1 protein-coding gene is annotated in these 6,489 nt (G+C 64.9%); it reads right to left on the reverse strand.

The window, feature by feature from the left end; all coding sequences use genetic code 11:
- Positions 1-321: 321 nt before the first annotated feature.
- Positions 322-5,226, reverse strand: a complete 4,905-nt coding sequence (locus PLJ71_19665) for an MG2 domain-containing protein (protein HQM50910.1) — start codon at positions 5,224-5,226, stop codon at positions 322-324.
- Positions 5,227-6,489: the final 1,263 nt, after the last annotated feature.

The raw sequence follows: 6,489 nt of genomic DNA on the forward strand, positions 1-6,489 counted from the left end.
AGGGGCGGCAGGACGCAGCCCAGGGCCAGCCACGCGGAACGCGTGGCGCAGCCCTGGGACCTTGGCCAACCCTTCCCTCAGCCCCGCAAGGGGCGGTGGAATCTGCATGTGAGGGCAGTTGAAGAGATTATGCGCTGGATGCTCAGGCTACGTTGCAGGCGGGTCGCTCGCAGCATCTTGACCGGCGAGGGCGGCGGTCCCACACGGGCAGGAGCGAGGGCGCCGGTCCCACACGATGTGAAAGCCGCGCCGGATGGGGTCACGCCGAACATCGCCCCGGGACGGCGCGCTGTCCGTCCCGGGGCTTTTCTCGGGAGAGGGTTATTCGACGAGGATGGCCTGAGGAGAAGCCGTGCCCTCGTTCTCGGGGTTGTAGTAGTCGTACACGCGCGAACTGGGCGTCTGTGCGCGCAGGGGGAATTTGGCGCGCAGCGCGTACTGGAATTCGATCACGCCGTTGCCGTCGATGCGCTCGAAATAGACGATGATCTGGCGGCCGGTCATCTCGTATTTCTGGATGGTCTTGTTTTCGACGAGTTTTTCGAGGTCGGCGGCCTGCACTTCGAACCCGGGCGGAATGCCGAGGTCAACGATAATCATCTGCGCGGCATTCGGACGGTTGTTGGTGACTTTCACGCGGGCCGTGACCATGTCGTTCACGGCGAGCCGGGTCTTGTCGTAGGCCACCTCGATGCTCATGGGCGCCTGCTCGGGCTGAGCGGCAACCCACGGCGTGTAGAACCGCCCCACCACCTGGTACAGCATCGAGCCTTCGCCATCGATAGTGAGCGTCACGGTATTGCTGCCGGCCTTGGTCTTCTCGCCCAGGTCGACCAGCCGCATGACGTCGCAGTCTTCCGGAGTCACCGCCAATTCCGATACCTGTTCGCCGTTCAGCGCGACCGTGACCTTCGCGTTGACGGTCTCGGTGCGGCTGCCCAGCGACAGCATGAGGGCCTTGAGCGCCAGGATGGTCGCCTGGGTGGAACCCCAATGGCCTTGGGCGCTTTTCTTCTGGATGATGTAGGTGAGCGCCTTGGTGGTGGTCTCAGGGTACCGGTTCGCGTTCAGGAAGGCGATCGTCGCGAGGGCGGTGGTCTCGATGTCGGCCGCGTCGCCCTCGGTGAAGGTGACCGTGCCGGAACCACCCTTCCAATGGGCGGTGTCCTTCTCCTCGACGCGCATGTCGTGGAGTTTCTCGAGCACGCGGAGGGTCCAGGCGTCTTTCGGATTCCACGCCACCAATGCGTTGGCCACGAGGGCGAGGGTATACGGCTCCTTGCAGCTCTCCCAGTTGTCGCGGATGTAGGAAATGGCCTTGTCGGCCTCGGCGCCTTTGCCGCCGGTGCCTAGAACCGCCTCGGCGATGTATGCGGTCACAAGCAGCCCGCTGTTCTGGATGCCGGCCCACGATTCCGCGTGGAGGTACTGCTCGTCGGGTTTCCACGAGCCGTCCGCTTCCTGTTTCGAGAGGAGCCATGCGCGGGTGCGCTCGATAACCGCCGGATCCACCTCGTGGACCTCGGCCATGTCGCAGAACTCTTTCAAGCCCCACGCGGTAAGGACCTTATTGGCCGGGGCGTCGCCGAACCACGAGAAGCCGCCGCCCTGAACCTCATAGGACAGGAGGCGCTGGTAGCCGGCGTTGATGAACCCCTCGGCCTTCATCTGGGTCTCGGGGTTGATCTGCTCCGTGGCTTTCATGTACTGCACGACGAGAATGTTGGGATACGTGACCGAGCTGGTCTGTTCGAAGCAGCCAAACGGCATCTGGAGCATGCTGTCCAGCCCGTCGACGATCTGGCTGTACACGCCGGGATAGATGCGCACGAGGATCTTGCTCGCGCCCTCGACGGCGTTGCCCGGGATCTCGATAGTGTGCTCGACCTTGGCCGAGAGCCGGTCGCTGAAGGTCACGTTCTGTTCTTCGCCGTCGGGCCGCACTTCGATGTCGCGGCGGATGGCATCGCTCATCTGGGAACCGTAGGCCCAGACGGTCAGGCGGTGCTTGCCCAGCTCGACGACTTCGATGGGGAAGTACATCGACGTGACCTGGCCGGGCTGGAGCGAGATAGTGCGTTCTGCCTCGCCTTCGAGCTTGAACCAGGGTTCCACCTCGAACTTGAGCCGCACGTCCTGGGCTTGTTCGAGATAGTTATAGAGCACCACGGGGATCGATACCTTGTCGTGCTGCGTCAGCGAGACGGGCAGGTCAAGGTCGACAAAGAAATCCTGGAACACCAGGATGCCGCTGTCCTTGCTGCCGAGCGCGCCGGTCTTCGACGACGCCATGGCCGTCATGCGCCACGTGGTGATGCTGTCGGCGAGGTCTACGCCCAGCACCGCCACGCCTTGCGCGTCGGTGATGAGGGCGGGCTCGAAGAGCAGGGTTTCAGGGAAATACTCGCGCAACCGCGGCGCAGGGGGTTCACCGGCCGCAGAGCCGCTCGTCGGCATCGTCGTCGCCGCTGGCTTGGCGGCTTCGGCGGGAGCCGCCATGGGCGGAGGCGCCGCGAGGTCCGCTATCACTTCCATCTGTGCGCCTGCCATCACTTTCATGCGCCCGCGAACAAGGCCGCCTGCAATACCCCCAAAATCCGCCACATCCTCCTGGACCTCACCCGCCCAGGATTCGCGCCGGAGGTCGTCCTGGGTATTCGGGAGCCCGTCGGGCCCGTTCGAGAACATGGTGAACCGCAGCCCGCGGTGGGACTTGTCGGCGAATTCGAATCGGTAGGTGTTGCCCCAGGGGTCGCGGACCTCGTTGTCGCGCAGCCGGTGGCTCCGGAGCATGATCTGGACGAGGTTGTCGGGCACGTCCCAGTGGTATTCGCGCAGATACTCGGAAATGGCGCGGTGCACCCGCTCGAGGTCGCGCTGCATCCGGGCGTCGAGGGCCTGGTCGGCCGCTTCGCGTTTGCCCATGAAGGTGTTGACCTTGACGGGCGGCATCGGGGGCTCGGGCGACGACGCCAGCAGGACCTCGGCCGCGCGCTGCTGGGCCGCGGTCCATTCGGCAGGTTTCGGCACCGGGACGGGACCCTCGGGCACCGTGCCGGCCACGATGTCGCTCATTTCGTAGCCGTGGATCTCATAGCGCGGCTGCATGATCTCTTTTTCGAGGGTGAAATAGACTTTCTCGAGCCCGGGATGAATCTCCTGCAGGGCAAACACGCTCTCGTCGACGATCGCGATGCCCAAGGCGGCGGGCGTGGGTTTGCCCGACGCGTCGGTGACGGCAAACCGCAACTGGGCCTGTTCGCCGGGACGGTAGGTCTGTTTGTCGAGGGCGATGTTCATGTTCAGCGCGTCGGCGGGGTTGACGTATAACAGGCGCGTGTCGCGGATGATGTCCGTGCCGGGCGTGAACACGTAAGCCTGGAGGACGGCCGACCCGAACAGGGAGGGGTCGATGTCGAACTCGAGCGAGGCCTTTCCCGCGGCCAAATCGGCGGTCTGCGTCATCACCGTCTGCCCTTCGCGCACCATGTCGAAATAGACCGTGCCTGAGGGCTTGGTGGCATAGACTTCCGCGCGGATGGTCTCGCCCACGTTGTAGAGGGTCTTGTCGGTGCGGAGGATGATCTGTTCCGCGCCGGTCTTGCCTTCGAGCGTGACCTGTTTCTCGACGCTGCGCCCTTGTTTGTCGCGCGCTTTGACGGTCAAGCCCCAGTCGCCTTCGTGCGACGGGGTATAAGCGATGGTCACGATGCCCAGGTCGTCAGTAGTGTAGGGTTTGTTCTCATCGAGGCCGGTGACCACCGTGGCCCCCTGCGCCGGGCTGCCGTCCGGGTAGGCCACGAGCACATGAATGCGGTTCTCGAGGTTCGGGACCAGTTTGCCGCTCTCGGGCACGACATACACCATCAACGGTGCGGCGGCTACGGGCTTCATAATCACTTTCTCTTCGCGGTGGTCAGCCGTATCCACCACGACCGCCTCGAGACGGACCGACGCCTGGCCCTGTTCGAGCGGCGTGCCCGCAAAGAACTCCGGCAGGGGGATTTCGAACGACCAGTGGCCCTTATCATCGAGGGTGCCGTCAGCCGTGGCGAACTCCTCGAATTCAACCTCGAATTTCGACGCGCTGATGGTCACTTTTCCCGCTGAAACCGGTTTGCCGAAGAAGTAATCGGCCTGGACCTCGCCCTTGAGCGTCTCGCCCGGCAAATAGAAGTCTTTGTCGGCCGACAGGCCGATCTTGTACTTGGGCAGCACGTACCGCTCGACCCGGACCTGTTTCTCGGACTCGGTGTTGCCCAGGATGGCCCGCACGATGTATTCGCCGACATTGACCTCGGTCGCGAGCTCGAAATCGGCGGCGGCGATGCCGAATGCGTCCGTAGCGAGCTTTTTCTTGAAGACCTTGTTGCCCTTGGAGTCCATGACCTCGAACACGGCCTCTTTTTCGGCTTCGGGATGCAAGTCGGCCGCGGCGAGGCTCAGCGCGCGCATCTGGATGGTCTGTCCGGGCTGGTACAGGGGTTTGTCGGTCGTAAGGAGGATTTTCGAGACGCGCTTGACGGTGACCGGCTGGGTGACCTCGTCTTGGCCGAGCCCTTCAGACGCCACGGTGATGCGCAGCTGGCCCGTGCCTTCCACGTTGTCCGGCACGGTGAACACGGCCTCGAGCGTGCCGTCTTCAGTGGTTTTCCCGGCATGGAGGAGCTGTTCCTTGTCCCCGGCGGTGAGGAATATGGCCACGGAGGCGTTGGCGACGGGCTCCTGGTTCGCATGGTTGAGGGCGACAACGCGCACGGTGGCCGCGCTGCCGGAGAGCAGGTTGCTGTAGGCGACGACGCGCGTCTCGAGCTGCGCCATCGCGTCCACGAGCTGTTTGGCCCCTGTTTCCCGGCCGCTGGGGCCGTCAAAGACATACTGAATCATGTACAACGGGATCCTGCTCTCATCGAGCGTGCTCGGCAGGGTGACGGCTACCTGGCTGGCTCCGGGGTCGAGGGCCACCTGGTTGGATATCCGGGCGACCGGACCTCCCTCGAGGTCCGTAATCTGGACCTCGAGGCTGGCCCCCGTCCGGGCTGAGCCGGGGTTGACGGCCTTCGCCCGTACCTCAAATCCGGAGGGAACCCGCATCACCTGGAGCGATTCACGGACGAGGCAGGGCGCATTCGCCGCGCGTGCCTGAGGGGTCAGGGCAAGCAGGGAGACAATCACAACGAACAGGAATACGAGAGGGGTGCACGAGAAGCCGGCATGTTTCCGCATGGTCCAAATCCTCCGGTTCGGTAATGGCTTTGGGGCCGCATATCCCGCAGCGTGGCGTTGGATGCTTCTGCGCCCCATACCATACAACGTTTGATGTCATTCAGCGTTCAAAAGTTGCTCCCGGGGGTTTGCGTCCGCCCCCCGGGAGGCTACACCTGATGAGACCCCATCCGGTCCCGAGGGTTCGCCCAGGCCCGGAGAACCGGCCGCAATCTGCCGGATGGAGGCGGCAGACGGGTGCACGAAAGGGGCCTCTTCCGCCCCTCCGGGGCTGGATGGTGGGGTGGGCGGGATCCCAGGGCTGCGCCACGCGTACCGCGTGGCTGGCCCTGGGCTACGGCCTGTCGCCCCTGCGGGGCTCGAAAGTGCGACGATGGATTGTCCCAGGGCGGGAGTTACAGGGGCAGAAGAAGTGAAGGCCCGATGCAGAAACACGACGTTGTGGTAAGGGCTTCCCGCCCGCCCGTGTGGGACCGGCGCCCCCGCCGGTCGGAAGTTCGTGGACGATGTGGCCGCGGCAGATATCCCGGCCCGCCCGTGTGGGACCGGCGCCCCCGCCGGTCGGAAGTTCGTGGACGATGTGGCCGCGGCAGATATCCCGGCCCGCACTTGGGACATCCCCGCCTGGGGCACAACAGTCCGATACAGCGCCAACGGCGCTCCGGGGGTCGCCTGCCGTTGCCCGTTGGCGGGGTTATCCGACCACGGCAAGGACATGGCGCCCCTGGGAGCGCCGAGCGCCAGCTCGGCATTCTTCTGCCGTCTGCCGCCTTCGGCGCTCCGGAGGCCCTGTGCCGCAGCCGTTGGCGCTCCGGAGGCCCTGTGCCGCAGCCGTTGGCGCTCCGGAGGTCCCATGTTTCGGGCCTTCAGCCCTCTTTTTGTTTTGAATCCCATTACCTGGCCCTTCAGGCCAGGCTGGTATGTTACGCGCCTTCGGCGCTCCGGAGGCTCAGTGCCGCAGCCGTTGGCGCTCGGAAGGACGCCTGCCGTTGCCCGTTGGCGGGGTTATCCGACCACGGCAAGGACATGGCGCCCCTGGGAGCGCCGAGCGCCAGCTCGGCATTCTTCTGCCGTCTGCCGCCGTTGGCGCTCCGGAGGCTCAGTGCCGCAGCCTTCGGCGCTCCGGAGGCCCTGTGCCGCAGCCGCTGGTGCTCCGGAGGCCCCATGTTTCGGGCCTTCAGCCCTCTCGCCTGTTTTGAATCCCATCCCCTGGCCCTTCAGGCCAGGCTGGTATGTTACGCGCCTTCGGCGCTCCGGAGGCTC

This window comes from Candidatus Hydrogenedentota bacterium (assembly GCA_035416745.1).
In the GTDB taxonomy this organism is placed as follows: Bacteria; Hydrogenedentota; Hydrogenedentia; order Hydrogenedentales; family SLHB01; genus UBA2224.

Excerpts from the sequence above, each read along its gene's own strand:
- PLJ71_19665 (HQM50910.1), bottom strand. The coding sequence starts at position 5,226 with ATGCGGAAACATGCCGGCTTCTCGTGCACCCCTCTCGTATTCCTGTTC.